Source organism: Acidisoma sp. PAMC 29798, from assembly GCF_030252425.1.
GTDB classification, from domain to species: domain Bacteria; phylum Pseudomonadota; class Alphaproteobacteria; order Acetobacterales; family Acetobacteraceae; genus Acidisoma; species Acidisoma cladoniae.
In genome coordinates this window covers 2,500,738-2,524,979 of sequence record NZ_CP126994.1, presented here as the reverse complement: position 1 = coordinate 2,524,979, position 24,242 = coordinate 2,500,738, and the positions used below count along the sequence as shown (strand labels likewise).

General features: G+C 61.9%; 23 protein-coding genes, 1 tRNA gene and 1 pseudogene. 11 read left to right on the top strand and 14 right to left on the bottom strand.

The window, feature by feature from the left end:
* The first annotated feature begins 59 nt into the window (after window positions 1-59).
* From QP803_RS12190 to QP803_RS12175, 5 genes and pseudogenes are all read left to right on the top strand, one after another.
* Window positions 60-1,790 (top strand): tetratricopeptide repeat protein, encoded by a 1,731-nt coding sequence (locus QP803_RS12190; RefSeq protein WP_284943746.1) that lies wholly within the window; start codon window positions 60-62, stop codon window positions 1,788-1,790.
* A 3-nt stretch (window positions 1,791-1,793) separates the two neighbouring features.
* Window positions 1,794-2,666 (top strand): 4-(cytidine 5'-diphospho)-2-C-methyl-D-erythritol kinase, encoded by an 873-nt coding sequence (locus QP803_RS12185; RefSeq protein ID WP_284943745.1) that lies wholly within the window; start codon window positions 1,794-1,796, stop codon window positions 2,664-2,666.
* 31 nt (window positions 2,667-2,697) lie between these two features.
* Window positions 2,698-2,772, top strand: a tRNA-Gln gene (locus tag QP803_RS12180).
* Between the two features lie 85 nt (window positions 2,773-2,857).
* Window positions 2,858-3,028 (top strand): annotated as a pseudogene (locus tag QP803_RS24035) (DUF6538 domain-containing protein); the annotation flags it as partial.
* Between the two features lie 6 nt (window positions 3,029-3,034).
* Window positions 3,035-4,735: a site-specific integrase gene (locus tag QP803_RS12175; protein ID WP_284943744.1), complete on the top strand. Its 1,701-nt coding sequence runs from the start codon at window positions 3,035-3,037 to the stop codon at window positions 4,733-4,735.
* Here the strand turns inward: QP803_RS12175 and QP803_RS12170 are convergent.
* Window positions 4,721-5,359 carry a recombinase family protein gene (locus QP803_RS12170; protein ID WP_284943743.1) on the bottom strand — a complete coding sequence of 213 codons (639 nt, stop codon included), beginning with the start codon at window positions 5,357-5,359 and terminating at the stop codon, window positions 4,721-4,723. The genes QP803_RS12175 and QP803_RS12170 overlap by 15 nt on opposite strands.
* Window positions 5,356-5,664, bottom strand: a complete 309-nt coding sequence (locus QP803_RS12165) for a hypothetical protein (RefSeq protein ID WP_284943742.1) — start codon at window positions 5,662-5,664, stop codon at window positions 5,356-5,358. Before QP803_RS12165 ends, QP803_RS12170 begins: the two co-directional genes overlap by 4 nt.
* Before the next feature lie 796 nt (window positions 5,665-6,460).
* Between QP803_RS12165 and QP803_RS12160 the strand changes: the two genes are divergently transcribed.
* On the top strand, window positions 6,461-8,725 hold the full coding sequence (locus QP803_RS12160) for a replication endonuclease (RefSeq protein WP_284943741.1): 2,265 nt from the start codon (window positions 6,461-6,463) through the stop codon (window positions 8,723-8,725).
* Between the two features lie 92 nt (window positions 8,726-8,817).
* Here QP803_RS12160 and QP803_RS12155 read toward each other — a convergent pair whose 3' ends face one another.
* Window positions 8,818-9,201: a hypothetical protein gene (locus tag QP803_RS12155; RefSeq protein ID WP_284943740.1), complete on the bottom strand. Its 384-nt coding sequence runs from the start codon at window positions 9,199-9,201 to the stop codon at window positions 8,818-8,820.
* A 325-nt stretch (window positions 9,202-9,526) separates the two neighbouring features.
* On the opposite strand from QP803_RS12155, the gene QP803_RS12150 reads away from it, so the two are divergent.
* The gene (locus tag QP803_RS12150; protein ID WP_284943739.1) at window positions 9,527-9,934 is read left to right on the top strand and encodes a hypothetical protein; all 408 of its coding nucleotides are present in this window, start codon (window positions 9,527-9,529) and stop codon (window positions 9,932-9,934) included.
* Between the two features lie 128 nt (window positions 9,935-10,062).
* On the opposite strand, the gene QP803_RS12145 is transcribed toward QP803_RS12150, so the two are convergent.
* From QP803_RS12145 to QP803_RS12135, 3 genes are all read right to left on the bottom strand, one after another.
* Window positions 10,063-10,722, bottom strand: coding sequence for a hypothetical protein (locus tag QP803_RS12145; RefSeq protein ID WP_284943738.1), 660 nt, complete (start codon window positions 10,720-10,722; stop codon window positions 10,063-10,065).
* Window positions 10,719-11,210, bottom strand: coding sequence for a hypothetical protein (locus tag QP803_RS12140; protein ID WP_284943737.1), 492 nt, complete (start codon window positions 11,208-11,210; stop codon window positions 10,719-10,721). Before QP803_RS12140 ends, QP803_RS12145 begins: the two co-directional genes overlap by 4 nt.
* A gap of 280 nt (window positions 11,211-11,490) precedes the next feature.
* Window positions 11,491-11,814, bottom strand: a complete 324-nt coding sequence (locus tag QP803_RS12135) for a hypothetical protein (protein ID WP_284943735.1) — start codon at window positions 11,812-11,814, stop codon at window positions 11,491-11,493.
* A gap of 192 nt (window positions 11,815-12,006) precedes the next feature.
* On the opposite strand from QP803_RS12135, the gene QP803_RS12130 reads away from it, so the two are divergent.
* Window positions 12,007-12,144, top strand: coding sequence for a hypothetical protein (locus QP803_RS12130; protein ID WP_284943734.1), 138 nt, complete (start codon window positions 12,007-12,009; stop codon window positions 12,142-12,144).
* Window positions 12,141-14,669, top strand: coding sequence for a MobA/MobL family protein (locus QP803_RS12125; RefSeq protein ID WP_284943733.1), 2,529 nt, complete (start codon window positions 12,141-12,143; stop codon window positions 14,667-14,669). Before QP803_RS12130 ends, QP803_RS12125 begins: the two co-directional genes overlap by 4 nt.
* 322 nt (window positions 14,670-14,991) lie before the next feature.
* On the opposite strand, the gene poxB is transcribed toward QP803_RS12125, so the two are convergent.
* Window positions 14,992-16,728 carry a ubiquinone-dependent pyruvate dehydrogenase gene (gene poxB / locus QP803_RS12120; RefSeq protein ID WP_284943732.1) on the bottom strand — a complete coding sequence of 579 codons (1,737 nt, stop codon included), beginning with the start codon at window positions 16,726-16,728 and terminating at the stop codon, window positions 14,992-14,994.
* A 139-nt stretch (window positions 16,729-16,867) separates the two neighbouring features.
* Complete coding sequence (locus tag QP803_RS12115; RefSeq protein WP_284943731.1) at window positions 16,868-17,122, bottom strand: hypothetical protein; 255 nt, start codon at window positions 17,120-17,122, stop codon at window positions 16,868-16,870.
* A 184-nt stretch (window positions 17,123-17,306) separates the two neighbouring features.
* Here QP803_RS12115 and QP803_RS12110 point away from each other — a divergent pair, with 184 nt between their 5' ends.
* Window positions 17,307-18,704: an amidase gene (locus tag QP803_RS12110; RefSeq protein ID WP_284943730.1), complete on the top strand. Its 1,398-nt coding sequence runs from the start codon at window positions 17,307-17,309 to the stop codon at window positions 18,702-18,704.
* On the opposite strand, the gene QP803_RS12105 is transcribed toward QP803_RS12110, so the two are convergent.
* Genes QP803_RS12105 through QP803_RS12080 form a run of 6 tightly spaced genes read right to left on the bottom strand, consistent with a single transcriptional unit; the run spans window position 18,670 to window position 23,736 of the window.
* Window positions 18,670-19,479, bottom strand: a complete 810-nt coding sequence (locus tag QP803_RS12105; RefSeq protein ID WP_284943729.1) for a VOC family protein — start codon at window positions 19,477-19,479, stop codon at window positions 18,670-18,672. The genes QP803_RS12110 and QP803_RS12105 overlap by 35 nt on opposite strands.
* Complete coding sequence (locus tag QP803_RS12100) at window positions 19,476-20,372, bottom strand: SMP-30/gluconolactonase/LRE family protein (protein WP_284943728.1); 897 nt, start codon at window positions 20,370-20,372, stop codon at window positions 19,476-19,478. Before QP803_RS12100 ends, QP803_RS12105 begins: the two co-directional genes overlap by 4 nt.
* Window positions 20,372-20,812 carry a cupin domain-containing protein gene (locus QP803_RS12095; protein WP_284943727.1) on the bottom strand — a complete coding sequence of 147 codons (441 nt, stop codon included), beginning with the start codon at window positions 20,810-20,812 and terminating at the stop codon, window positions 20,372-20,374. Before QP803_RS12095 ends, QP803_RS12100 begins: the two co-directional genes overlap by 1 nt.
* A gap of 12 nt (window positions 20,813-20,824) precedes the next feature.
* Window positions 20,825-21,286 carry a DoxX family protein gene (locus tag QP803_RS12090; RefSeq protein WP_284943726.1) on the bottom strand — a complete coding sequence of 154 codons (462 nt, stop codon included), beginning with the start codon at window positions 21,284-21,286 and terminating at the stop codon, window positions 20,825-20,827.
* Window positions 21,283-22,851, bottom strand: coding sequence for a GMC oxidoreductase (locus tag QP803_RS12085; RefSeq protein WP_284943725.1), 1,569 nt, complete (start codon window positions 22,849-22,851; stop codon window positions 21,283-21,285). Before QP803_RS12085 ends, QP803_RS12090 begins: the two co-directional genes overlap by 4 nt.
* Window positions 22,852-22,854: 3 nt before the next feature.
* On the bottom strand, window positions 22,855-23,736 hold the full coding sequence (locus QP803_RS12080; RefSeq protein WP_284943724.1) for an SDR family oxidoreductase: 882 nt from the start codon (window positions 23,734-23,736) through the stop codon (window positions 22,855-22,857).
* A gap of 244 nt (window positions 23,737-23,980) precedes the next feature.
* Between QP803_RS12080 and QP803_RS12075 the strand changes: the two genes are divergently transcribed.
* Window positions 23,981-24,181: a hypothetical protein gene (locus QP803_RS12075; RefSeq protein ID WP_284943723.1), complete on the top strand. Its 201-nt coding sequence runs from the start codon at window positions 23,981-23,983 to the stop codon at window positions 24,179-24,181.
* Window positions 24,182-24,242: the final 61 nt, after the last annotated feature.

Sequence of the window (24,242 nt, the reverse complement as noted above, 5' to 3'; positions counted from 1 at the left end):
AGGTGACGTGAACGGCGCCCCGGTGGCGTGGCGCGGCGGTGGCTGATAGGATTCGCGCCATGAGACATGCCCCGATGCTTTGCCGTTCCGTGCTGCTCGCCTTGACCGCCCTCTCGGCTTGCGCCGCGACCACCCCGCCATCGGGAAGCGCTGGCGATCAGCAACCCGGGCCGGGTGCCTATGCCAATTTCCTGGTCGGGCAATACGCGGCCAGCCAGTTCGATTTCCCGCAAGCGGCGGCGTCCATGCGGGAAGCCATGCGGGACGATCGGAGCGCCCTGTCAGGTCTGGCGGGGGAGACGTTTCTGCTCGAGTTGCTGGCAGGCAATACCGGCACCGCTAGCGCCCTGGCGACGGCCGTACCGAACGACCCCCTGGCCCAGCTTCTTCTGGCGGGGTCCGCCGCGCGGGCCGGACGTTGGCATGAGGCGCTGCGCCGCTACCAGGCGATGCCGACGCCCGATGGGCTCACGACGGTCATCAAACCCCTGCTGATCGGCTGGGCGCTGAAGGGCGCCGGCCAGACGAATGATGCCCTGGCCGCGCTGCAACCGCTGGCCGGTGTCGCCAATCTGCGCACGATCTATGCCCTGCATATCGCCCTGATCGCCGACCAGGCCGGGCTGATCGCCACCGCCGCGCAGAATTACGGCATTGTGCAGGGTGGCCTGTCCGCCCCCAATCTCAGACTGGCCGCCATCATCGCGAGCTGGGATGCGCGATCCGGTGACAAGGCCGGCGCCGCGCGGGTGCTGGATAGTCTCAATCCCGATCTGGCTTTGGCCATGACCGTGCCGGCGCTGAAGGCCTCGGTTGGAACCGCACCGGTGCGCACGGCCACCGATGGCCTCGCGGAAAGCTACGTCAATCTCGCTGCGGCCTTTTCGGATGAGCAGCAGACAGACACCCGCCCGGCCGCTCAAGTGCATCGGCAGCAGACGGTCATGATTCTCCTGCAATTGGCCCTTCAGCTTCGTCCGAATCTCTCCCCGGCACGGCTGCTGCTGTCGGACGTCATGGACAATGGCCATAATGCCGCCGTCGCCATGACACCGCTCATGACGATCACCGCCTCCGATCCGCTCTATCCCCTGGCGGCGATGCGCCGCGCGGTGCTGTTGAGCCGGCTGGGGCAGGAAGATGACGCGCGGGCGCTGCTGCGCGATCTGGCGGCGGCCTATCCTTGGAGCGCGGAACCCCTGCTCGCGCTGGGCGATTTGCTGCGCGGCGACAGCCACTACATCGAAGCGGCGGCGGCCTATACCGAGGCGCTGCCGCGTTTGCCGGCCAATAGCCCAGCGCAATGGCTCGTCTATTACGATCGCGGCATGTCGTACGATCAAGGCGGCAACTGGAAGCTTGCGCAGCCCGACTTGCAGCAGGCGCTGAAGCTCTCGCCCGGTCAACCCTATGTACTCAACTACCTCGGCTATAGCTGGGCGGTGAAAAAGCAGAACCTGCTGCAGGCGCGGCAGATGATCGAACAGGCGCTCCAGGCTGTGCCGAATGATGGGGCAGTGGTCGACAGCCTGGGCTACGTCATGCTGCAACAGGGTGACAGCCATGGCGCCGTGACGACGCTGACCAAGGCGGTGGCGTTGGCGCCGAACGACCCTGAGATCAACGCCCACCTGGGCGATGCCTATGCGGCGGCGGGCGAGCATTTGGAGGCGAGCTTGCAGTGGCGCCGTGCGCTGCAACTGGGCCCCGACGCGACCCTGAACGCCAGACTGCTGGCCAAGCTTCAGCAAGAGCAAGCGACGGCCGAACCCGCCACCTCCAAAAACTGAGTGATGAGTGAGGCCGACTGGCCCGGCTTTGCGCCGGCCAAGGTTAATCTGACCCTGCGCGTCACGGGTCGCCGGGCAGACGGCTACCACCTTCTCGATAGTCTGGTCGTCTTCGCGGGCGTGGGTGACCGTGTGTCGGTGCGGCCTTCTGCGCATCTGTCGCTGGAGATCACGGGTCCCTTTGGGCACGGCTTGGCGATGGAGGTCGATAACCTCGTGCTGCGCGCCGCCCGGCGCCTGGCGGAGGCGACGGGCGTTCCGGCCCAGGGCGCGATTACGCTCGAAAAGCATCTGCCCATCTCGTCCGGCATCGGCGGCGGTTCGGCCGACGCCGCTGCCGCTTTGCGTGTCTTGGCGCGCTTTTGGGATGTGGCCCTGACCGAGGCCGAGACTCGGGTGCTCGCTTTGGGACTCGGCGCCGATGTGCCCGCTTGCCTCGCGTCTCGCTCGGTCCGGATGCAGGGCATCGGGGAGACGCTGTCACCAGTGCCGCCGCTGCCGGCCATGGGCATCGTCTTGGTCAATCCCGGCATTCCGGTCTCGACGCCCGCCATCTTCAGGGCGCGGGCCGGCACCGCGTTTTCGGACGCTGACGCGGTGCCAGGCGCCGGCTGGGTGGGCCTCGCCGAGATCGTGACGGCTTTGGCCCTGAGCGGCAATGACCTCGAAGCCCCGGCGGTTGCCCTCGCGCCGGTGATCGGCACCGTTCTGGCGGCGCTGCGGGCCCGGCCAGGCTGCCTGCTGGCGCGGATGAGCGGCTCGGGCGCCACCTGTTTTGGGCTCTTCGCGGATGTCGATGCGGCGCAGCCGCTGGACGTGCCCGGCTGGTGGAGCTGGGGCGGAGGGCTTTACGAGCCGCCCGCCTCGGCCTTATGAGCATGCCGCCGGAGCGGTCCGGCAGCGCGATTGGGGCGTAGCCAAGCGGTAAGGCAGTGGATTTTGATTCCACCATGCGGAGGTTCGAATCCTCCCGCCCCAGCCAGCCTGATTTCGATAGCAATTTCAACGAGTTAGATGTTCTGACTTAGGTCTCGGTGTAGCACTTTGGTGTAGCAGCGGGGACTGGCGTGGAGCATGTGATTCGGCGGGGGGCGCGATATTTTTGGCGGTCGAAAGTCCCGAACGACATCTCCTGCGTTGTCGGCCGACGAGAGCTCGTCAGGGCGCTCCGCACATCAGACCCGCGCATTGCGAGGTCCGCCGCCGCCGCGCTAGGTTTCCGCATCGACAACGTTTGGACGGGGGTGCGCGCGGCGATGGAGACGGGAAGCGCAGCGGAGCAGCTTAAGTTACTCCTTGAGTCCCTTATCAGTGCGCTCGACGTCAGCATTCAGAGACAGCGCACGACTTTCAGCGTCAGTGCGCCCGTGCGGGCAAACTCCCTCACCTCGGAGCGGCTCGATGAGTTAGGGGAGGTTGGCGAGAACGCTACCAACGGCCTGAACGGTCTACTCAAACAGGTCCGCGAAGCTGAGGCGGCTTTAGGCACATCGGCCCAGGCCGCAGCAGCGGCGGGAGCGCTAGACCCGGCAGCACTCCAACAACTCACCACGCTACTTGGCGCACTCGGGGTCAAGTCCTCTATCAGGCCGACGCCTACGGTCAGCAAATTCCTCGACGAGACCTATATCCCTGAACGGCGCCTTCGCGAGGATGCACATCGACACATCGCCGCATACGTCAGCCTGTTCGCAAAGATTTCTGGCGACAGACCTTTGGCAGACTACAAACGTTCGGACATCGTTCGGTGGGTGAGAACTCTCGAAAAGATCAAGGCGACATATGGGAAATCTAAAGGCGACATCGCAAAACCGATCGATCGCGTCCTGAAGGAGTCGACTGGAAAGGTCATGCTGGGCGCAACGACCATCGAGAAACATATTACTCATCTGAAAGCCTTCTTCCTTGCCGGAAATCGACACCATCGTTGGGCGAGCGGCGATGAGGTCGAGGATTTGTTTTCCCGCATTCCGCTCAGCTCGACCGTTCGTAAAGCGGAGCCTCGGAAATCATGGACCGTCCAGCAACTTAACGACCTATTCAGTTCTCCAATTTGGACTGGAACGCGGAGCCGTCGCCCGGACGTCACGAAGCGGCACGAACCCGGAAATCGGATCCACCGCGATGCTTATTGGTGGCTGCCAATCATCGCGCTTTGGACTGGAGCACGGCTCGAAGAGATTGCACAGCTTCAGAATGATGACCTAGCATACGACGTTACCGGGATCCCGTACCTCCGTATTCGGAGTGATGGCGATCGAAAGCTCAAAACTGACCACTCACGCAGGAACGTCCCTGTTCACAGGTTTCTGGTTGACCTCGGGTTTCTTGATCTATTTGTTGTCGGTAAAGCGGGCCGTGTTTGGGCAGAGCTCAAACTGCACGGAAGGCCAGCGTCCTACGGGGCACTCTATAGCTCGCACTTTACTGACTACAGAAAAAACTGCGGTCTCTATGAGCGCCTTCGAGATTTTCACTCGCTGCGACGCACCGTGGTGTCTATGCTCAGGACTCGATGTGGGGTTGATGCCCTAACTGTTGCCGCACTGGTTGGGCACGACGACAGTGACCCGGAATTACGCAGGGTGAGACAGACGGATGATTACACTGACTATAGTATAGCCGCGCTCTACGATGCAGTTAGCAAGCTTGATTATGGAGCGTGGGGCCTGACATTGCACTATCTAAACGGAAAACCAAACAAGGACCAAAACACTGTGATTAACATCAGCGAAAAACACGTTGTTACTGACGGAAATGGCGTAGTCGAACTTTCGACGCCAGAACTTGATGCTTTAACCGCTTGGCTTGAGCGAAATGGAAAAAGACTACCCTGTAAAATCTCACGTGCAGAATTTGATAGAGCCTTGGGTCACCCTGAACCTGAACTAACGGAACCCAAGACGAAAATTGACCCCCCTTACGAGCCATCAAATAAGCCTTGAGAAGGTTGACTGCGGACACACCGCGGCAAACACGGTTGATGGTGCCGGATGTTTTCCGTTCCGGCCCCTAACCGTTCGAGCGATTTGACGCAGGGATTGCCCGCTCTCATAGAGCTGTCGCGCAAGTTCTATCTGGTCGCGTGACAGCGCAGGGGGCCTGCCGACGACCACGCCACGAGCCCTGCGAGCCGCCATGCCTGCTCTGATTCGGTCGCTGGCCATGCTGCGCTCTGCCTCCGCCACTGCCGCGAGCACATGCATCAGCAGCCGTCCGGCCGTGGTGGCGGTATCCACAGACTCGGTCAGGGAGCGGAATCCGACGCCTCGGTCGCCGAGGTCCCTCACAATATTAGCGAGGTCCCTGACGCTGCGGCCCAACCTATCGAGCCGCCAGACGACGAGGGTGTCCCCGGTTCGGCAGGCCGCCAGAGCAGACGCGAGCCCAGGGCGGTCAGCGCGACCGCCGCTCATGCGGTCGGTGTAGGTGTCTCGCGTATCCACACCGACGGCGCGCAGAGCATCAGTTTGCAAGTCAAGAAGCTGTTCGACTGTTGACACACGCGCGTAACCGATGAGCCGTCCCGGCTCATCTGAAACGACAGTTTCCGTTTTCTTGCGCGTCACGAGTTAACAGTTTTCAGTCGATTCATACGGTCGACGCTCGCGCGGTGATGTGCCGTGAAATTGTACTGAGCGGGGAGTTCCTGCGGAAGCTGAGGCAGCGCTAAAACATGACGATAGAGCGCCTCAGGCCAATCGGACGCCACAACGCCAGGAACGTGAGCTTCTTCATACCAGCCGTTGTCATCTTCGAAATCGCGATAGATGCGAACACCACCTTCTGATGTCGTCAGCATATTGTTGCGGAATCCGGTGTAACCCTCGAACACCACGGTCTCTAGCGATGCGTCAAATTTATGTGTTTTCAAGTCAACATTCTCCGTTTTTTGTCATTCATTTGTTGAACGACCTTTTAGAATGGTCTCCCCCGCGGAACGCCTGTGTCAAGCACGTTGTTCGGAAATGTTCCGAAATCTTTTCGGAAATGACTTCCTTGTCGAACGGCTCGCAGACCTTTCGACTAAAACATTTGTCGAAAGGTAACAAAATGAGGAGGCGACAAATCCGCGAGCTTAAAACGTCAACGGCGGCATGAAAATCTTGCTTCATGCCGCCGTTGGTGTATCGATAGATGAGCGGGGAGCCTTGCAGGGCTGAGATCCGCATAACATGCGAGATAATGATGCAGTTTCAGACAGCATATATCAAGCGCCATCTCACGATTAGCTCGTGAGCGCGATGCGTTCTCTGAACCTCATCACCACCGATGCTTCATCGGGCTCGCCATGCCGTGCCCGCCTTCCGACAGATGCAAACGAGAGCGCGGAGTTTGCAAAACTGTCGTTGAGGGCGTCCCTTTTCACGACGGGCTCTGACGACTGGCTTTCAAGATACACGACCTACTCGGGGGCGAACCTTGCAGGCTCAGACCCGCAGGAGATGGCGGACGCATACGACCGCCTTCCAGAGCAATACCGTGAAGCCGTCCGACGACGGGTGGGTCGTGCACTACGACTTTCGGTTCCGCCAACGCGATACGACTTCATCGCGGGAGCGGCGTTTTGGCCCATCCGAGGCGAACCTATTGCACGAGCAATAGAGCGCAGGAGGCACCACGACCGATGCCTCACCACCGCCGAGACGGCCGCAGAGCTCATAAAGCCCTTGGCGCGCTATCTGGCTGAAGAGAGCCTTGGGGAGGTGTGGACTGGCCGAGCACGCGAGCAATGCCCTGCACTGCGAGAAGACCTTTTAAGAGAAACGGTCATCGATATGCAGGCCGCCGCCGATTTAGCGCGGCTTGCACAGACGGACAGCGCGTTATCTATGATGACGTGGACAGAACGGCAAACGCGGCGCGCGGCCGATATCATGACAGAGTTAGCGCGTGCAGATGCGAAAGCCGCCTACGAAGCCGCGCTGAAAGCCAAGGAGTTCGACCCATCGGTCATCGTTCCCGCCGTGCCACTGAAGGAGCCAGTGGAAGACGACCTGAAGGAAATCCTCACGGTCCGAGTGGACCTTGCCGCCGACGCTGCATCAGACGCCAAGAGAGCAGCCGATAGGGCAGCCATGAAAGTCCGGTTAGTTCGCGAGCAGATGAGAGAGGCGCGGCGGTCTGCGGATAGGGAAACCTATGCGTTGTTGGCGAGCGATTTAACCGAGATGAAGGTTATGGCTGCCAAGGCGGCCGAAGGAGCCGCACACCTGGCAGACCATGCCGAGCGGCTGCGCATCGAGACTTTTGGCTATGAAGATGTCGCCAAAAAATGCCGCGCGGCTTCCGTCCGAGGCGCGATGCGAAGGCTCATCGATGCCACCGATGCTCACGTTTCGGCAATCCTGGGCCTTCTCGGTGGGCCGAAGCGATTCCGGCTTCCCTCGCGGGTGTCGGACTGGTCGATGATACGCGCTCAGGAAATGGCCGCGCTCAACCGGGGGACATTGGCACACAGAATGATGGTCCTGCGGGACCGAGACGGGGTTGCCGTCTTGGACAACAAGGGAAGTCCGAAGGCCATCACGGCGCTGGATGCTGCAAGGCATGGCGAGAAAATCGCCAAGGCACAGCGGTATGCAATGTGCCTGGGCATTCAGCAGCTTGCCGAGGCGCGGGGCTGGACGCTGGTCTTGTTGACGACGACGCTGCCGCCGGAATGGCATGCCCATCCGACACTGGGGCGACCGAGCTACAACCCCGATTGCGATCCGATTTCCGCCAGGGATGAGCTACAGGCCCGATGCCATCGGTCCCTAGCGCTTTGCTCACGGAGAGATATCCGATTCTTGGCGCCGAGAGCGCGCGAGGGGCAAGTTGATGGCACGCCGCATGACCATATCGCGGCTTTTGTTCGGCCTGAGGACGTAGACGGATTTATCGGCTGCTTCGCGGAGCACTTCCCAGAGCAACGCGAACTCATGGCTCGCGAGGCCGACGCCGCTGGCGACCATGAGAAGGGCGCCCGTCTTCGCGAACGGCTCGCGCGCATTCCGCGAGACAAAAGAGTCGCCTGCCATGCCCGCGTTTGGGAAGCGGCCGAGCAGGCGACCGACAGGACGGCAGCCGGGACTATCGCGTCTTACATCTTCGGATACGCGTCAAAATCCATGGCCGATGCCATCGACGGGGACGATGACGCCGCCAGGAACGCGGTGTGGGCTCATCAGCGCAGGGTACGGCGGTGGGCTGTGCTCGGCTTTAGGCGCGGCATCATCGGGCAGTGGCAGCGCATTCAAAAAGAGACCGAGCGGCCAGCTTGCCCGGTCCTGGGAGCCGTCTGGCAAGCGATGCAGGAGCATCGGTGGGGCGATGCCCTCGAACTGCTTGATGTGACCAAGGAACAGGAAGCCGCCCCTCTGGTCTATGACTATGAGGAACGGCGCGGTTTAGCCGGTGTCGCCCGTCGAGTTCCGCTCGCCCTCCGTGCGGCTGGTCCAGTGTCGGAGGTTGAGGAACGCGATGGGCTGTTCCTCGGCCGGACGGACGGGTTCAGATATCGCTCAATGAGCGCAGCGGCATGGGAAGAGGAACAGAATGGTGGACGGCCGAAAACGATAGCTGACTATGCTTATGAAATCTCGATGGATATAGACAAGTTGACCCCGCCGCCGACAGAACTGCAGCCGCCTGAGCTTACCCCCGAGGATGAAGACATCTTGACCCAGTTGGAATCCGAATGGGCTGAGGAATCTAGGGCGGTTGCAGTTATCGAGAGGTTCCCAAGGGCCACGCCTCCGGCGCGTCCCGCAGGAAGGCAAAAGACAGCCGCTGATGTGTTCGAAACCTTGGAGACCACACTTTTGCCGCTGATCGCCGCGCGGAAGGGCAATCCAGCGTGGGCTGATTGGATTCAGCGACGACGAGAGAGGCTGGCTTGTATCAAAAACGGGGACGACGGGGAGCAAGAAGGCTTCGGCATGGCCGCTTGACGCCCAAAATCCGACTTTGCAGACAAATCCGACCCGTCCTCAGGCTCGCTGAGAGCGATTGAGAAGACCGAAGGTATCTAAACACCCCGCCATCACCATGTTTTCGGCAGGCCGAGGACACGACGAGCCGACAAGCTGAGGACCATATCACCGTCCGGGCGGCCGTCGCAGCCTTCCTCAGGGTTCAGTCTGAGCACTGGAATCAAGAAATTCGCCACCCGTAATCTGCCATCCGAATCCTCAAACTTCGCGAGCAATTCACCAAATATGCTGTCCACATCGGCGGCTTTCTCATCCAATCCGTTGTAATACCGCTCAAGGCGGTCTTTAAATATGTCGAGAATCGCTCGGTTGATACTCTCGGACGTCGCCCGGCCGCCGTTGCGCGACGCCGTCTTCCGTTGCGCTGGCGACATAGCGGCGTCACCCAGAGGCCGCCGTCCCCTTTTTTTGGAATTCGTTTCACTACCACTCATTTTGCTCTCCATACTTTAGTGTCGCGTCACTAATAGAATGGCAGGGGACGACCCGAATTGCAAGTGTGACGTGTCACTCAAGGCAGGCGCCTGCGGCACCCGCCGGAAGCGGAATCCGCCTTTTTCAGGCCCGACCTCTGAAATGGGAGCCGCGCAGAGGGCCGCTGAGAGCGATCGAGGCGACCGAAGGTATCTAAACACCACGCGCGAGACCGGATTTGTAACAAGGCCGTGATGGTTTGGTAACAGGAGCGCGAGGGCATTGAACGGCGAGTGTGATCCTGATTCTCTTCCGGCGTCCACTTAACACGAGGTCGAGGTCGATATGACAAAGACTAGAAGTAAGCAATCCAAGACTGCAAAAATCAAGACTCAACTGACGCCGCCGTTCGCTTTTGATTTGTCCGATCCACTGATCCGCGATGTGCTCTCGGACCACATGCGCATCATTGCCAACGCGCATGTTGAGTTAGCACAACAACCCGGCGGAGGCGGCGAAGACACGGCGTGGCGGTCACTCGTAAGGGACCTCATAGAAACAATCGCCGAGGAAGCCGATGACGATGCGACGTTCGGCGTGGGCTGCGTTCGACAAGCGCTCGATGAAATCGCAGCCACGCCGGACGACATCGCCACGGTCTCAGATTTCGTTTGGCCAGCGGACTATGTGCCAGTCACCGTATCTCGCTCGCAGTCTGAGATCTTGCGCGGCAGGCGGCCATCCCAAAATTAGAGCGGCATCTCCCACCCCCTCCGCCTTGCGGACGTGCGCCCTCCCCCCGGGGGGAGGGCTTCGCGTGCTCGCCGAAGACGGCTGCGCCAGGGGCGACCACGGCTCGCTGCGCAAGCCGTGGTCGCCCATCAGGCGAACAGACTAGCCTTCATCCGGCTAAGGATTCCCGATCGTCGGGGAGCTCGCTTTGAAGCTCGCTTTGACATGATTTCACGGCCGAAACCGCCGCTATATACATACCAAAACAACTGGATTTCGCTTGGAACATGATCACCCGCGATGATCTGACGGCACCCTTCGTCGAAAAGCATCGCAAAATGTTCGAACGCCCGCGCTCTCCGTTCGCACGCCTGCGGGTAGTAGTCGCCGGGCCAGGCGGGTCCCGACGCTAACCTCGCATCAAGGGCGGCTAGGAGGTCGGGACGAAGCAATGCTTCTGCGAGATGCCATGACTCATGATAAGCGTTCGCAACAGAGTGAGGCGGATTTATATCCGTACGACAAACAACGACCTCTATCTCGCCCCACGCTTTTCCGCTGCACAGATGGCAGTCAAAAAACCCCGGCGCCAAATACCAAGTCGACCACGGCGTGAGGCGGCAGGCGATTTCTGCGATGAGCGGCAGAGTGAAGGTCTCATAGTCGCTATTATGATGCCCAGGAATCAGACACACGGGCGAGCCCTTACTGGTGATATCCGGCACATAAAACCACTCAGGATGAGGCGGTAGCTCCAACGTTTCAATGACGCCGCCGGACAGACGCCACGCGCGATGCTCCGGCGTCATCGCGTGACGGCCGATGCCAACACGTCTCTGTCGGTGTCGGCTCTGTCGGCGGGGACGGCAGGAGCGGGCGGCGGATCTACGATAGCCGGAACACGAAAAAGGTCGCGCGGCGGCCCCGATTCCGGGCGGTCGATCCTGATCGGGGCCGCGACATCGATAGAACGGCGGCCGAGTTCATCGAGTTCCGCAAGCGCAGCCTGGACAGCATCATGCCGTTGCGTTGACGCGAGCTGCGTGAGTCTTTCATCCCATGTGACAATCTCAGTCGGCGACATTGAGTTGACCGCGGCAAATTGTAACGGCTGCACCCGCTTATGTCGCGAGTGTGTAATCAACGGCACACCGGGCGCGTGCTTCTTCGTGCGGAGATAGTTAATAAGGGGCGTGACCTCCCAGCGCGGTGGCGCTTTGAACAGAGTGCCAGCCTCGGACATCGCACCGCGCATCAAAATCGGCATCGCTAACATCATACTGAGCATCGCGAGCATATACGGATGCGTTAGGATTTCGATCGCGAATTCAAGGTCATTTACACTATCCGTGGACTCTCGCTGCCGAGGAGGCAGCTCTATCCACGCATCAGGATTCCTCCGGCGCCAGCGGCGTTGCCGAAGGGCCTCAGCTCGCATCGCAGCCCGCCACCCAGCTATCAGCCCGGCAGGCACCGGGCGGCTATCAGACCACCCGCGCACGTACCGTATCTGACCAGCTATCCAGTCATCGCTCGGAAACCAAAGGTCGAACGTCGCGCCGTCGTCAAGGATGCTCTCAAACATCGTTGCGGTCCTCTTCGCCGCGTTCGGACGGCTCAGGAAGCTGCCAGGGCGTACCGATCAGAATTTCGCGGTCGGTGTCACGACTGATGTAACCGCCGAGGAACTTTTGCCCAGCCGCCCGGAAGTTAGGACTCTGGTCGGCCATCGCTTCCCACGCCCTGCCCAACGTACAGAGGCGCTGGGTGGTTCTGCGACGGTCAAGCGCTTTCATCTGAAGGTCGAACCTGCCCACTGCCGCACGCGCATTGCGCGCCCTCAAAATAGCGGCGTCATGTTTTGCTCGCAGTTCCAACAGAGCCTCGTTAACAGATTTCATAGTCACCTGATGACTCCCAGTTCTTCGTACGAAGATAACAGAGTCGAGTGAAAGTAATCTAGAATCTCGAGATGCTTCCGGTCAGGTTCGGGACTCTGGTATTGTTGGAGAGAGCCATAAGAGCCTGCGAAGCAGGCGACATGCTCGCCTTATACATCCGCTGCGCGGAAGTATAGCTCGTAGGAGGAAACCATGCGCACAGAAAGCACCACACCAATCGACACAATGACCGATGAAAGCGTTGCCGCCTATATCGCAGCGATTGCGACGGCTGAGCCTTGGCTTCTCGCTTCTGATAAATGGGAAATCGATGAGGACGAGATACCGTGAGTACTGCTCAGCTAGCTTTCTCGCGCATAAATTTCGCCATGGTTTCGCGTTCCGTTCGCAACGGCAACGCGGTGAAAGTCTCAGCCTACAACGCCGGAACACGGCTTCAGCACGCTAGAAAGAGATTCGATTTCCGTCACAAACGCGAGCGCATAGATGGCTGTATTCTTCTTCCCGACGGCGCTCCCGAAGGCCTTATGGACCCCGGCGATTTGTGGCGCGCTGTGGAAGCCAGTGAGCGCAGACACGATGCCCAGCTTGCACGACAAGTGCTCATCAACCTGCCTCGCGAGCTTGCGCCTGAACATCGGCTAGACGCACTGCGTGCGGTAGCGGAACCCTGGCGGCAAGCCGGGATGGCAATACAAGTCGACCTTCATTGCCCCGTCGCCTCGGACGGTCAAGAGCAACCGCACGGACACCTTCTGTTGACCATGCGCGAAGTGACTCCTGAGGGCCTCGCGAAGACGAAAAACCGCGAGTGGAACGCTCTTTTTCGCGATAGCGACGGTCGCAAAATGCGTTCTGAAATCGACTCGAGAATGAACACGTTCTTCGCAGCGGTTGGGCTTGATGTCAGAGTAGATAATCGGTCTCGCGAGGCACAGGGCCTGCCGCGGGAGCTGCCGCGGGAGCCGATAGCCCCAACCGCGCATTGGCAGCAGTTTCTCCGAGACGGAGCCCTGCCGGAAGCTCGCCCGATCACCATCCAGAGGGTTTTCGAGCACCGCGCGGCGAGGCGCGGCTGGGAAGCGGCCACGGCCGTCGCGATGGCGGCCGAGGTGGAGGGCGCGGACCTCGGCAAACAGATTGCCGCGCTCCAGACGGAGAACGCCCGACGTCTCGCGGCGGCCCTCGGGACGGAGGCACCGCGCAACATTCAACAAAAATTAGGTCGGCTGACAGAGAGCAAAACTGATCGCGCGGACAAAAATGAAGAGGAAACTAACATGGCCAAGAAACCACAAACCAAGAAACCTGCTCCGCAATCCGAGCCCTGGATGAGGCGCGGCGGTGGGTTCAGCGGACTCAGTCCGCGTCTCCAGGCCTCCGCCCAGGCGTCGTATGCCGAGTGGTCAAAAGCTAAACCAGAACTTGCAGACACTTTCAGCCTCACGGACTACGTCACCTACGTCCAAGACCGCCACGCCGAGGAGCGTGAGGAGCGCGAGGTCGCAGAGGATGCGCCGAGGCCGGACGAGCCGAACACGATCGCGCCGAACTCGATTGCGTCAGGTGACGAGCGGCGCCGGACCCATCTCCAGGCGTTGCTCGCAGAGCGGTATAAGGCTCCGTCCGGACTCGAAACGTGGGTCCGCCGGATCGACGTAGACAAAGATGGCCGACGCGCAGTCCTTCATGGACCAGGTGGCCGCCTCATCGACCACGGCGACCGAATTGGATTTGAGGGAGCGGCGTTCTCTCCGGAGCTGGCGAGCGCGACCGTAGCTGCCGCGCATGCGTACGGCTGGTCGTCCCTCAGATTGACGGGAACAACGGCATATAGAGATGCTGTCGCCTCTGCCGCCGCGCTGCACGAACCTCCGTTGACAACTGACCATGCGCTATCCAAGGACACCGCCGCTCGCGTGGCCGAGCAACTCCGTCAGCGAGCAACCCAGTCCGTTCCTAGTCTGCCCGATCTTGCGGGGTTACCACACGAAGAGGTGGCCGCGCTCCGGATCGCTAGAGAGAGGGCGCTCGCGCAGGCTACCATGGCAGGCGAACCGAAAGGTGTTCGTGACCAGAGGGCCATCTCGTCTCCGCAGATTGCGGAGCTGGTGAGTCGCCGCAACCAGGCGAAGGAAGACGCTTCCGAAAGCACGACCGCCGCTGATGCTCACCGGGCAGCTCACTCATGGAGCGCACGTCTCCTAGACGGCTCCGTCCGGCGTAGGCAAGCCGCCCTTGATGCGGAAGCAGCACGGCAAGATGCCGAGGCCCGGTCCCTGGACCGAGGGCACGAACGTAACGTGCGCCGGATTGAAAAGACCGCGAAACGCGAGGCGTTGGCGAACACGCGGGCGCATGAAGATTGGGTCTGGAGCCCTGAAGTCCGGAAAGCCAACGCCAAACTCGGTCAGCTCGATGCTTTGTCGGCGGCCGTCGCGGCAGGCAATCCCGCCGTCACGGAGGCCGTGGCGGCAGGCGACTGGAAGCAAGGCCATCAGGCATTGAAGGCGTCAACGGCTGAACAGGAAGCCATGAGACTCGCTTCCTTGACGCCAGCTCAGCAAAGGGATGCCGCTCTGCGTCGTCTAGCCGAGAATGAGCACTCGGTCGGAGAGGACCCAAAAAAGCTCGCAGAGGCCCGCAGCATCACGGCTGCTGCTATCGCGGGGGACCCTGATACCGTGGCCGCCGCCGCAGGGGGAGACATGGAGGGCGCCACCCAGGCCGCTGAGACGTTCCGGAAGCGTCAGGCGGCTGAGGAAGCAGAGCGCCGGAGGGAGCGGGACCTCCTGCTCGACGCTCAGATGCGTCGGGAGGCTGCTATGGCGCAGGGGTTCACGGGTCCCGGCTAACCGCTCGCCCACCGTTTACCACATTCTGTCCCCAGCCTCCCCGGCTATGCCAGTGGAGGCGCCCTCCGGCTGGGGACAGAATGCTCCGCTCCGCTCCGGCCTGCTAACGCAGACTGGAAAACGGGGACGAGCTGCCTCGTAAGGAAGCCGCTCAGTGACTTCGGGCCGCGGGGCCTTTTGGTTGCCGCTCGACACGTCCCGGTGTAACACCAGAGTGCTACACCAGCCTTTGAACTACCTTATTGCTCAATTGAATTTCTAGTGAAATCAAACTGTTGCGGGAATTTTTTGGTAAGGCTCCTCCCGCCCCAGCCAGCCGCCGCTAACGCGACAGCAGGTTCGTCTTGGCGAGGTCGATCACCTCGTCGCCCCGCCCGCTCATGACCGCACGCACCATCCACAGGCTGAACCCTTTGATCTGCTCGGCTTCGATCGTCGGCGGCATGGACAGTTCCTGCTTCGCCGTCACCACATCGAGCAGCGCCGGCCCATCATGGGCAAGTATCTCGGCGATGGCCGCTGGCAGGTCACCGGGGTCTTCCACGCGCTTGGCATAAATGCCCATGGCCCGCGCCATGGCGGCGAAATCGGGATTCTCGAGGTCTACGCCCGTATCGACAAAGCCGGCGGCCTTCATCTCCATCGCGACGAATCCGAGCACACCGTTGTTGTAGATCACCACCTTCACTGGCAGCTTCTGTTGCGTGAGGGTAATCAGATCCCCCATCAGCATCGTGAAGCCGCCATCGCCAGACAGGGAGATGACCTGTCGCCCCGGCTGCGCCGCCTGAATGCCGATCGCCTGGGGCATGGCATTGGCCATGGAGCCATGCACCAGGGACCCGATCAGCCGCCGCTTGCCGTTCATGGCCAGATAGCGCGCCGCCCAGATGGTCGGCGTGCCGACGTCGAAGGTGAAGACCGCATCCTCGCTCGCCGCATCGCTCAGCGCCTTGGTCAAATATTGCGGATGGATCGGCAGTTTGCCGGGCGTGCCCTTTGCCAGATCATCGAGGCCGGCACGTGCCTTTTTGAAATGCGCGAGTGCGTTATCGAGATGTTTGCGCGCATCCTTGTTGTGGAGCTTCGGCAGCAAGGCGGTGATGGTTGCACCGACATCGCCGACGATGCCGAGATCGAGCCGCGCGCGCCGGCCCAGATTCTCGGGGCGGATATCGACCTGCGCGATCTTGCAGCCGGTGGGCATGAACTGCTTGTAGGGAAAGTCGGTGCCCAGCATCAGCAGCGTGTCGCAGGCATGCATGGCGGCGTAGCCCGAGGAGAAGCCAATGAAGCCGGTCATGCCAACATCATAGGGATTGTCGTATTCGACATGCTCCTTGCCGCCCAGGGCATGCACGATCGGGCTTTTCAGCGTCTCAGCCAGTGCCATCAGCGGGGCGTGGGTGCCGGCACAGCCACGGCCGCAGAACAGCGTGACCCGCTCGCTGTCGTTCAGCAGCGCGGCCAACGCATCCAGCTCGGCCTCAGCAGGCGTGACGATCGGCATGGGTGGCAACAGCCCCGCGACGGGCGCGAATGGGGCGGAGGGCGCTTTGCTCAGCGCGACATCGCCGGGAATGACCACGACGGCCACGCCGCGCAGCCCGACCGCCGCGCGGATGGCGTTCTGCAACACGAAGGGCAGCTGCGCCGGGGATGACACCAGCTCGCAGTAATGGCTGCAGGCGCGGAACAGATCCTGCGGATGCGTTTCCTGGAAATAGCCGCCACCGATTTCGGCCGAGGGGATTTGCGCGGCGATGGCGAGCACTGGAACCCGGCTGCGATGCGCATCGAACAGGCCGTTGATGAGGTGCAGATTGCCCGGCCCGCAGGAGCCTGCGCAAACCGCGAGCGAACCCGTCACCGCCGCCTCGCCCGAGGCCGCGAAAGCCGCGACTTCCTCGTGGCGTACATGCACCCATTCGATGACGTGTTGCCGGCGCAATGCTTCGGTAAGGCCGTTCAGGCTATCGCCGACAAGGCCAAAGATGCGTTTGACGCCGGCCTCGGTCAGCATTTGGACCATGAGGCTCGCCACGTTTCCGTCCGACATCGCCCATCTCCCTGACTTACCTCGGCAGTCTATGCCGGGAAGGGATGGCGCTGTCGAATGACATACGGCGCCGCGGTCAAAAATCGCGACGCCGTAGGATTCGTATGAGCGAAGCGTTATCCGCCGCTAAAAGGCGGCTTTAGTAGCCGTAACGCTGATACCCGTAGTGACGATCGTAGTGGTGATGCCAATAGGGGTGCCAATGCTCCCGATATTCGTGGCGCCACACGTAATGGCGGTGCCAGTGATGGTCCCAATCTGCCTGAACAATGCCAGCACTCATGGCGTGAGACTGGTTTTGCGTGTGTTCCGGCATCACGCCGGCAGACGCGGGTGCTACCTGGGCGGACAGCGCGAGCAGGCCTCCAAAGGCGACAGCGGCTAACATGCGCATCGAATGAACTCCTTGTTGTTGAGAAACAGATTGGTCTTCGGTTGTGGCCGCAAAGCCGCGCCATCAGGGCAAGAACAAGGCCGGCGATCACGTCATAGCGAGCGTCGCCCGCGTTTCAGCCGCGGGCACATAGCCGAATGGCGACGCGCATGGGATGATCGCGGCCGACCAGGGGAGAATGCCGATGGCCGAGCCGATCCATTTCGAGAGTCTGACCCGCGTGAGCGACAGCATCAGACGCGGCGCGCGGTCCTCGGTTGCCGTGACGACCACCGTGCTGGACCGCATCGCGGCGCTCGACCCGACCTATCGCAGCTATACGACCGTCTTGGCGGAGCGGGCGCTGGAACGGGCCGAGGCCGCCGACCGTGAAACCGCGCATGGCATCTGGCGCGGCCCGCTGCATGGCGTGCCGATTGCGGTGAAGGATCTTTGCTACACCCGCTTCGCGCCGAGCGGTGCGGGCACAACCATGCTTAAACACACGGTCCCCGATCATAACGCGACGGTGGTGGACCGGCTGGAACAAGGCGGCGCCGTCATTCTCGGCAAGCTGGCGATGACCGAAGGCGCCTATACCAGCCACCATCCCGATACTCCGACCCCGCTTAATCCCTGGGGTCATGACCACTGGGTTGGCTCATCATCGACCGGGTCAGGTGTCGCGACCGCCGCCGGTCTTTGTTACGGCTCGCTGGGTTCCGATACCGGTGGGTCGATCCGCTTCCCCTCCGCGACCTGCGGGCTCACGGGCATCAAGCCGACCTGGGGGCGGGTTAGTCGCCATGGCGTCTTTCCCCTCGCGGCTTCGCTCGATCACGTCGGCCCGATGACGCGCAGCGCCGCCGATGCGGCCGCGATGCTCGGGGTCATTGCCGGCGCCGATGTGCAGGACCCGACGGCCCTGCAAGCGCCGGTGCCGGATTATCTCGGCACGATCGGCGGCGGCATGCGCGGCCTGACGATTGGCATTGACCGACGCTTCGTGAGCGACGGGATCGACGCCGAGGTGATCGCCGCCCTGGCCGAGGCCGAGCGCGTTCTTGTCAGTCTGGGAGCCAGGATTCGTGAGATCGCGTTTCCGGCGGTCGATGCCCTGGTGCGCGGCTGGATTCCCTTTTGTTCCATGGAGACCGCCATCGCGCATGAGCACACTTATCCCGCGCGCGTGGACGAATACGGTCCGGCGCTGGCGCAATTGATTGACGAGGGGCGTGCGACGACCGCTTTCGATCTCGGCAAGATCCTGCATCGGCGCCTGGCCTTTACGGGCGCGCTCGCGGAAGTGTTCGAGGGTGTCGATCTGCTCTTGGTGCCCACCATGCCCGTGCCGGTGCCGAGCCTGGCGCGGATGAGCGAATACGGTGCCGACCCCACCATTCTGCTGCGGATGCTGCGGTTCACGGCCCCGTTTAATTTTTCGGGCAGCCCGACCATCACAGTGCCGAATGGCATCGACAGCGCCGGCATTCCCTTGAGTATGCAATTGGTTGGGCCGCATCTGTCGGAGGATGTGCTGTGCCGTGCGGGTTACGCGTACCAGCAGGTCACCGACTGGCATACCCGGCGGGCGATTGCGTGAGGGGCGATTGCACCAACACGATCGCGTGCCCATCCGGGTCATGCAACTCCGCCGCCCGGTCACTCTCGAACACCAATCGGCTGCTGGCGATATCGGACGGAGCGAGCGGGCCTGGCAGGGGCGTCACCGGCGGCACCTGGTAGCCCAATAACTCGACATGCGGCGTCGCCTCCGCAGCCGCGCGCAGCGCGACCACATCCACGCGCACGCCGGGTGCATCGTCAAGCCGCTCCTGCTCCGGCCCATGGTTCAGCGTGCGTCCCGCCACCACCAAACCGAGCGCTTCGTAAAAGGCGATGCTGCGCGTGACGTCGCTGACGACGAGTGCCGAATGATCATAGCCGAGGAACAGCGCATCGCCGCTTTGCCAATGCGCATCGCCAGCGCCGGGCGGAAAGGCCAGCAGCTCCAGCGGATGCCCGTCCGGATCGCGAAACTTGAAAGCCTGAACGCGACCGGTGGAGGGTGGAAGCCGTTGCGGGCCACCGATGGTGATCGGCGTCATTGCGTGTCGACACAGATGCGCATAGGCCGCCGCCATATCGCTAACGACGAGTGCGACGTGCTGGAACCACACATCGGTCGCGCGACTATCGGCGGGATAAGGCGCACCCGGCACCTCAGGCTGCACCAGTTCCAGCGTTTGCGCGCCTAACCGCAGCCGCACCCCACGCTCCGCCATCTGAACGACCACGAAGCCGAGCGCCTCGCAATAGAAATCCGTCAGCCGCGCGAGATCGGACACATTGATGCGGACGCGGAGCAGGCGGTTCATGGCCGCGCCGCGCCCCGCACATTGGTGTAGATCGCATACAGCGTGTGAGAGGCGCAGAGGAACAGCCGGCTGCGGTGGCGGCCGCCGAAGGTGAGGTTGGAGACGACGGACGGCACCTTGATCTTGCCGAGCAGCACGCCGCTCGGGTGGATGCAATGCACGCCATCGGCCGCACTGCTCCAGATGCGGCCATCCTCATCGCAGCAAAAGCCGTCTGCAAAGCCGGGCGATATCGTGTGAAACACACGCGCATTGGTCAAACGTTTATCCACGACATCGAAAACGCGAATATGCTGCACGGGATCACTCGCGAATTGGGCGCCGCTTTCTGCGACATAGAGCCGGCTTTCATCCGGCGAAAAGCATAAGCCATTGGGCCCGTCGAAATCATCGGCCACCACGGTGAGATCGCCATTCGGGTCGAGCCGATACAGCGTCGGCGGCAGTTCCGACATCTGTTTGCCGCCTTCGTAATCGGTGCTGATGCCGTACAGAGGGTCGCTGAACCACAGGCTGCCGTCCGATTTGCAGACGACATCATTCGGCGCATTCAGCCGTTTGCCCTGATAGCGGTCGGCGAGGATGGTGATGGTGCCGTCCAGCTCGGTGCGGGTGACGCAGCGGTCGCGGTGCGAGCAGCCGATCAGCCGGCCCTGCCGATCGCGCGTATGGCCATTGGCGAACCCGCTCGGTTGACGGAACACCGACACCCCGCCGGACTCCGTCCAACACAGGATGCGGTCATTGGGCAGGTCACTGACGAGCAGGCAGTCGAGATCCGCGAACCAGACAGGTCCTTCAAGCCAGCGAAACCCGTCCCCGAGTGTCTCCAGCGGTGCATTCGGCAGCACCAGCGCCTTAAAGCGCGGATCGATGATCTCGAACCCGTCCATCACTTGAAATGGCAGGGCGTATGGACCGGCGGCACATGCAATTGCACCGTCATCAACACCGCCGGCTGGTCCCCGATCGTGCCGGAGCGATGGCCTTTGCGGCCCGCGCCATCGGCGACGCAGCCTTGATCCTCGCCGAGGGAGAACTCGCCCGGACCTTGTTCGATGCGCGTGCCGTCCATCGCCTCGATCCACCACCGGCCTGACAAGACAGTGATCCATTGCGGGGCGGGATTCTCATGCCAGTCGCCCACCCAACCGACGGGTTGAACTGTGAAAACAACGGTGGAGTCCGCCCGGTCTTGCGGGTTGTTCCATTGCGGCGCGGCATTGCCGACGCCCTTCAGCGCCCAGTCCGTCAGCGCGCATTGCGTCTGGTGGCTGACGCCCTGGTCGTCGCACCAAAGATGCCAATAGGGAACGCGCGGTGTGTCAGGCATCACGGCCTCCGGTCAGTGCGTCGTATAAGGATGGGTCGAGGCCAGGGGGTCCGACAGGAAGGCGTGCAGGCCCGTGCCATTCAGGCCCACGGTGATGAGCAGAAAGCCCCCGGCGAGGGAGAAGTTCTTGAGGAAATCCCAGAACAGGTCACGACCCTTGCTCTCACCATGGGCCCAGAAATCGCCCGGCGCCCAGAATTGCTTGAACAAAAGCGCCGTCATCGCGCAATAGCCGGCCATGATGAAGGCGGCCAGACGATCCGCGACGCCGGTGAGGATACCAAGCGGCATCAGGATCTCCACCGCCAGGCCGATGGCGATCAGGGCCAAGGCCATCGGCCGGGCCTTGAACACCTGCTGCGCCTGCCCAACCGCGCCCGCAAAATTCAAGGTTTTGTCGAGAGCGCTGAAGGGGAAGAACAGCACCACCAGCAGGTAGCGCACGGCCAAGGTGACGATGAAGGCGAAGGTCATGCGCCGAGACGCTCCTTGATGCGGTCGGCCACCCGCAGGGCATTGGCGATGATGGTGAGCGTCGGGTTCACCGCCCCGATGGACGGAAAGAACGAGGCATCGGCGACATAGAGGTTGTCGAGTTCATGCGCCTTGCAGTCGAGGTCGAGCACCGATGTCGCAGGGTCGGTGCCGAATCTTGCCGTGCCGGCCTGATGCGCTGTGCCGCTGATCGGAATGCCCTTGCCCAGATACAGGCTGCGTTCCAGCAGCCTCGGATGCGCGCCGATGGCGTTCATCATCTTTTCGAGTTTTTTCTTGAGGCGATGATGCGCCTCCATATTGTTTTCGGTCACGTCCAGCACGACGCGGTCACCGTCGTAATAGATGCGGTTCTCGGGGCGTGGCAGATCTTCGCTCTGCAGCCAGAAATCCATCGAATGCTCGGCCATCTTGTCGAAGGGAATGTCCGGCAGCCATTCCAGCCATCCGGGCAGGGACTCCGCCTTGATCTGCTCGGCATGGGAGGTCGCGCACATCTGGATCAGGCCGAGCGGAAATTCCCAATCGTCCGACTTGAAGTAATAGTCGCTCAGGGCGAGCGTCTTTTGAAAGATGGTGTGGTTGGGTTCGCGCAGGATCGCCATCAGCACGCTCATATTGTGCCGGATGTAATTGCGGCCGACCTGGTCGGAGCCATTGGCGAGGCCATTGGGATGACGGTCATTGCCGGATCGCAGCAGCAGCAAGGCCGATGACAAGGCACCGCAGGCAACCACCACGATATCCGCCGTATAGACCTCCTCGGTGCCATTCCGCTCGACGATGACACCATCGACATGACCGCCGCCGGCATCGGTCGTGAGCTTCGTCACATAGGCGCCGGTCAGCAGCGTCACATTGGGATAGGCCGCGAGCGTGGGGTCGATGCAGATGACCTGCGCATCCGCCTTGCCGTTGAGCAGGCAGGGAAAACCATCGAAGGCATCGCAGCGAATACAAATGCTGGTCGGTGTCGGCTTGCCGTTCTTTTCATCCAGCAGAATGCCCAGCGGCAGGTGGAAGGGGTGCAAGCCCTGTTGCGCCAATCCGTCGTTCAATTGCTGGATCTTCGGCTCATGCGAGACCGGCGGATAGGGGTAAGGGCCGCTGGCGGCAGGCTCCAGCGGGTCCTCGCCACGTTCGCCATGGACATGGAACAGGCGTTCGGCTTCAGCGTAGTAAGGCTCAAACACATCGTATTTCAGGGGCCAAGCCGGGGAAATGCCGTCTTGATGCTGGACTTCCTCGAAATCCTCGGCGCGCAGGCGAAACAGCGCCGCGCCATAGACTTTGGAATTGCCGCCGACAAAGCGGTGCAAGCCGGGGTGAAAGCTGCTGCCGTCGCGGCCGTACCAGGTGTCGTCCACCTGATAGGCCCCATCCACGAAGACGGTCTTGGAATCCCAATTGGCGGGCGAACGGGGCAGATAGTCGCCACGCTCCAGAATCAGGATGCGCTTGCCGGTCGGCGCCAGGCGTTGCGCGAGTGCGCCGCCGCCCGGGCCGCTGCCGATGACGATGATGTCGTAATGTTCGCCCGCCATCTCTCAGCCGCCCGTCGCGAAGCCGGGATAGAGCGTCATGCCGCCATCGACGAAGAGCGTCGTGCCGGTGACATAATCGGCCGCCTCCGAGGCAAGCCACACCGCCGCCTGGGCGATGTCATCCGGTTCGCCGATGCGCTTATAGGGCACCAGCGTCATCAGGTCGGCATAGGCTTCGGGCGTTTCCCAGGCCGAAGTATTGATCGGCGTGCGAATGGCGCCCGGCGCGATGCTGTTGACGCGAATGAAGTGCGGCGCCAGCTCCTGAGCAATCGTCTTCATCAGCAGCATGACGCCGCCTTTGGACGCCGCATAATTGGCGTGGCCGGCCCAGGGAATGACCTGATGCACCGAACTCATGCAAATAATCTTGCCGGCCGCCTGTGACACGCTGGGCACGACGCCGCGGCGTTTGAATTCGCGCGTGGCGGCGCGGGTGCACAGGAACTGGCCAGTGAGATTCACGCTAATGACGGCGTTCCACTCTTCCAGCGTCATTTCGTCGAACTTGGAATCGCGCTGCAGGCCGGCATTGCTGACGACGATGTGGAGGGTGCCGAAATGCGCGATGGCATCGGCGAACATCTTCTCGACCTCAACCTCACTGCTGACATCGGCCTTGAGCGCGATGGCGCGGCGGCCCATCGCCTCGATCTCCTGCACCACCGCATCGGCGGTTTCGGGATGGGTCACGTAATTGACAACGACATCGGCGCCGGCGCGGGCAAGGCCCAGCGCCACGGCCTTGCCGATGCCGGAATTGGCGCCCGTGACCAGTGCGGGCTGGCCAGTCAGGACCTGTTGATAGGGCGCCTTCGGAATTCGGCTGCTGTCGAAATCCGCGGGTGCCGTGGGGTCTTTGGGATCGGGGGGCTGGTCGGCCATGCGGGTCGGCTCCATGTGCGCGGCGGATGCGCGCAGGCATGGAGATAGGGATGCGACGGCCCATCGCTATGGGGGGACCACCGAAAGTCATGATGGACGGCGACTGGCGCGGCCAGAAGCCCTCTTGAGATAGGTGCCGGGTCCTATGACGGATTAACGCGGGCAAGCCGGCTCCATTGGGTGTAGGCTCAATGATTGTCGATGGGTGGCCTGTTGCCGCCCGATACTTTGAGGAAGACTGTCCATGGCTCTCGCGCCAGAAAATCCCCGATCCGAAGCTTGGCGCCTTGTGCATGACGAGGGCCTGTCGATGAAGCGTGCCGCCGCCGCCCTTGGTGTGCCGATCGGCCGCGTGTTCGAGCTGCTGACCGAGGAGACGGCCCGCCGGGAAGTGCTCGATCGCCGTGGTGCCGCCTCCTTCTCCATCCGCGCCACCAAGAAGTAGTCAGCGAAGGTTTCGGCGGAAGACGCTGCGCTTTTCCTCCCTATGAGGTCGCGGTCGCGTA

Bases quoted from the DNA above. Each gene is read 5' to 3' on its own strand.
- QP803_RS12150 (WP_284943739.1), top strand. From the start codon at position 9,527: ATGACAAAGACTAGAAGTAAGCAATCCAAGACTGCAAAAATCAAGACT.
- QP803_RS12185 (WP_284943745.1), top strand. From the start codon at position 1,794: ATGAGTGAGGCCGACTGGCCCGGCTTTGCGCCGGCCAAGGTTAATCTG.
- QP803_RS12135 (WP_284943735.1), bottom strand. From the start codon at position 11,814: ATGAAATCTGTTAACGAGGCTCTGTTGGAACTGCGAGCAAAACATGAC.
- QP803_RS12140 (WP_284943737.1), bottom strand. From the start codon at position 11,210: ATGCTCGCGATGCTCAGTATGATGTTAGCGATGCCGATTTTGATGCGC.
- QP803_RS12095 (WP_284943727.1), bottom strand. From the start codon at position 20,812: ATGCCTGACACACCGCGCGTTCCCTATTGGCATCTTTGGTGCGACGAC.
- QP803_RS12190 (WP_284943746.1), top strand. From the start codon at position 60: ATGAGACATGCCCCGATGCTTTGCCGTTCCGTGCTGCTCGCCTTGACC.
- QP803_RS12115 (WP_284943731.1), bottom strand. From the start codon at position 17,122: ATGCGCATGTTAGCCGCTGTCGCCTTTGGAGGCCTGCTCGCGCTGTCC.
- QP803_RS12130 (WP_284943734.1), top strand. From the start codon at position 12,007: ATGCGCACAGAAAGCACCACACCAATCGACACAATGACCGATGAAAGC.
- QP803_RS12105 (WP_284943729.1), bottom strand. From the start codon at position 19,479: ATGAACCGCCTGCTCCGCGTCCGCATCAATGTGTCCGATCTCGCGCGG.
- QP803_RS12110 (WP_284943730.1), top strand. From the start codon at position 17,307: ATGGCCGAGCCGATCCATTTCGAGAGTCTGACCCGCGTGAGCGACAGC.
- QP803_RS12085 (WP_284943725.1), bottom strand. From the start codon at position 22,851: ATGGCGGGCGAACATTACGACATCATCGTCATCGGCAGCGGCCCGGGC.
- QP803_RS12155 (WP_284943740.1), bottom strand. From the start codon at position 9,201: ATGAGTGGTAGTGAAACGAATTCCAAAAAAAGGGGACGGCGGCCTCTG.
- QP803_RS12100 (WP_284943728.1), bottom strand. From the start codon at position 20,372: ATGGACGGGTTCGAGATCATCGATCCGCGCTTTAAGGCGCTGGTGCTG.
- QP803_RS12080 (WP_284943724.1), bottom strand. From the start codon at position 23,736: ATGGCCGACCAGCCCCCCGATCCCAAAGACCCCACGGCACCCGCGGAT.
- QP803_RS12090 (WP_284943726.1), bottom strand. From the start codon at position 21,286: ATGACCTTCGCCTTCATCGTCACCTTGGCCGTGCGCTACCTGCTGGTG.
- QP803_RS12145 (WP_284943738.1), bottom strand. From the start codon at position 10,722: ATGACGCCGGAGCATCGCGCGTGGCGTCTGTCCGGCGGCGTCATTGAA.
- poxB (WP_284943732.1), bottom strand. From the start codon at position 16,728: ATGTCGGACGGAAACGTGGCGAGCCTCATGGTCCAAATGCTGACCGAG.
- QP803_RS12075 (WP_284943723.1), top strand. From the start codon at position 23,981: ATGGCTCTCGCGCCAGAAAATCCCCGATCCGAAGCTTGGCGCCTTGTG.